We start from the raw sequence: 2,586 nt of genomic DNA on the forward strand, positions 1-2,586 counted from the left end.
ATTCTTCAACAACTTCAACCACTTGCGCCTCCGATCTCTCGTCAGCGGGAGGCGAATTCTACAGCGTTACACGCTGCTGTCAACACCTCTTTTTCTCCGCTTTCGACCGAGAAGCTCGAACCGTTAAAAGCGCCAAACAACACGAAATCAAAAGTCCAGGTTCGAAACCGCCAAAGCATTGCTCTCGATGAAGTCACGGCGAGGTTCGACCGCATCACCCATCAGGGTGTTGAAGATCTGGTCTGCGCCAATGGCGTCTTCGATGGTGACTTTCAGCATGCGACGCACGCTTGGGTCCATGGTGGTTTCCCACAGCTGATCCGGGTTCATTTCGCCCAAACCTTTGTATCGCTGAATGGTGTGGCGCTTGGTGCTTTCAGCCATCAGCCAGTCCAAAGCTTCCTTGAACTCGGTAACCGCTTTCTTGCGCTCGCCACGCTGGATGTAGGCACCTTCGTCGAGCAGAGTGCTCAGTTGAGCGCCGAGGGTGACGACGGTTTTGTAGTCATTGCTGCCGAAGAAGTCGCGGTTGAAAGTGACGTAGTTCGACAGGCCGTGGGAGATCAGTTCGACTTCTGGCAGCCAAACGCCGCGTTCACGATCTTCACGCAGGCTGGCCTTGTAGACCAGACCGGACTTCTCATTGGTGCGCAGGCGGACTTCGTACTGGGCTAGCCACTCTTGCATCGCGGCGTGGTCGCCGAGCGTTTCCAGGCTCACGGCCGGCAGGTAGATGAAGTGCTCGGTCAGTTCCTGTGGGTACAGGCGCGACAGACGCTTGAGGGTCTTCATTACCATGCGGAAGTCATTTACCAGACGCTCCAGCGCTCCGCCAGAAATGCCTGGGGCTTCTTCGTTCAGGTGCAGGCTCGCATCTTCCAGGGCCGACTGCGTCATGTACTCTTCCATGGCGTCGTCGTCTTTGATGTATTGCTCTTGCTTGCCTTTTTTGACTTTGTACAGCGGCGGTTGGGCGATGTAGATGTAGCCGCGCTCGATCAGTTCTGGCAACTGACGGAAGAAGAAGGTCAGCAGCAGGGTACGAATGTGCGAACCGTCGACGTCAGCATCGGTCATGATGATGATGTTGTGATAGCGCAACTTGTCGATGTTGTACTCTTCGCGACCAATGCCGCAGCCCAGCGCGGTGATCAAGGTGCCCACTTCCTGGTAAGAGATCATCTTGTCGAAACGTGCTTTCTCGACGTTGAGGATCTTGCCCTTCAACGGCAGGATCGCTTGGGTCTTGCGGTTACGTCCCTGCTTGGCAGAGCCGCCCGCGGAGTCACCTTCCACAAGGTACAGTTCTGACAGCGCGGGGTCTTTTTCCTGACAGTCCGCGAGCTTGCCTGGCAGACCGGCGATGTCCAGCGCGCCTTTGCGGCGGGTCATTTCACGGGCCTTGCGCGCCGCTTCACGGGCACGAGCGGCGTCGATCATCTTGCCGACGACCAGCTTGGCTTCGTTCGGATTTTCCAGCAGGAAGTCGGAGAAGTACTTGCCCATTTCCTGTTCGACCGCGGTCTTCACTTCGGAAGAGACCAGCTTGTCTTTGGTCTGGGAACTGAACTTCGGATCCGGCACTTTCACCGAGATGATCGCGGTAAGGCCTTCACGGGCATCGTCACCGGTTGTGGCGACTTTGTGCTTCTTCGCAAGGCCTTCGGCTTCGATATAGGTATTCAAATTACGCGTCAGTGCAGAACGGAAGCCCACCAAGTGAGTACCGCCGTCGCGCTGCGGAATGTTGTTGGTGAAGCACAACAGGTTCTCGTTGAAGCTGTCGTTCCACTGCAGGGCGATTTCCACGCCGATGCCGTCTTCACGCTGGATGTTGAAGTGGAACACCTGGTTGACCGCAGTCTTGTTGGTGTTCAGGTATTCAACGAACGCACGCAGACCACCTTCGTACTTGAACAGCTCTTCCTTGCCGCTGCGCTCATCCTTGAGGACGATGCCGACACCGGAGTTGAGGAAGGACAGTTCACGAATACGCTTTGCCAGGATGTCCCAGCTGAAGTGGATATTCTTGAAGGTGTCAGCCGATGGCTTGAAGTGAATCTGGGTGCCGGTGGTTTCGCTGTCGCCAACGATGGCCATCGGTGCCTGAGGCACGCCGTGGACGTAGGTCTGTTCCCAGATCTTGCCGCTGCGGCGAACGGTCAGTACCAGTTCTTCGGACAACGCGTTCACTACGGAAACACCTACACCGTGCAGACCGCCGGATACTTTGTAGGAGTTGTCGTCGAACTTACCGCCAGCGTGGAGGACGGTCATGATGACCTCAGCGGCGGAAACGCCTTCCTCTTTGTGCACGTCTACCGGGATGCCACGACCGTTGTCTTTAACGGTGATGGACTCATCCGGGTGGATGATGATGCTAATGTCATCGCAGTGGCCGGCGAGGGCTTCGTCGATCGAGTTGTCGACCACTTCGAACACCATGTGGTGCAGACCGCTACCATCGTCGGTGTCACCAATGTACATACCGGGACGATTGCGTACGGCATCCAGTCCTTTCAGCACTTTAATGCTCGTTGAGTCGTTAGTATTTTCTTCTCTCAATGCCTTCACACCCGATGTTCG

Annotated in this window: 1 protein-coding gene; it reads right to left on the bottom strand. The window is 56.0% G+C overall.

Features of this window, described 5'->3' with window-relative positions:
* Positions 1-147: 147 nt before the first annotated feature.
* Positions 148-2,565 carry a DNA topoisomerase (ATP-hydrolyzing) subunit B gene (gene gyrB / locus ACIOU6_RS27840; protein ID WP_401139935.1) on the bottom strand — a complete coding sequence of 806 codons (2,418 nt, stop codon included), beginning with the start codon at positions 2,563-2,565 and terminating at the stop codon, positions 148-150.
* Positions 2,566-2,586: the final 21 nt, after the last annotated feature.

The organism is Pseudomonas sp. NPDC087615, assembly GCF_044743445.1.
Taxonomy (GTDB): Bacteria; Pseudomonadota; Gammaproteobacteria; order Pseudomonadales; family Pseudomonadaceae; genus Aquipseudomonas; species Aquipseudomonas baetica_A.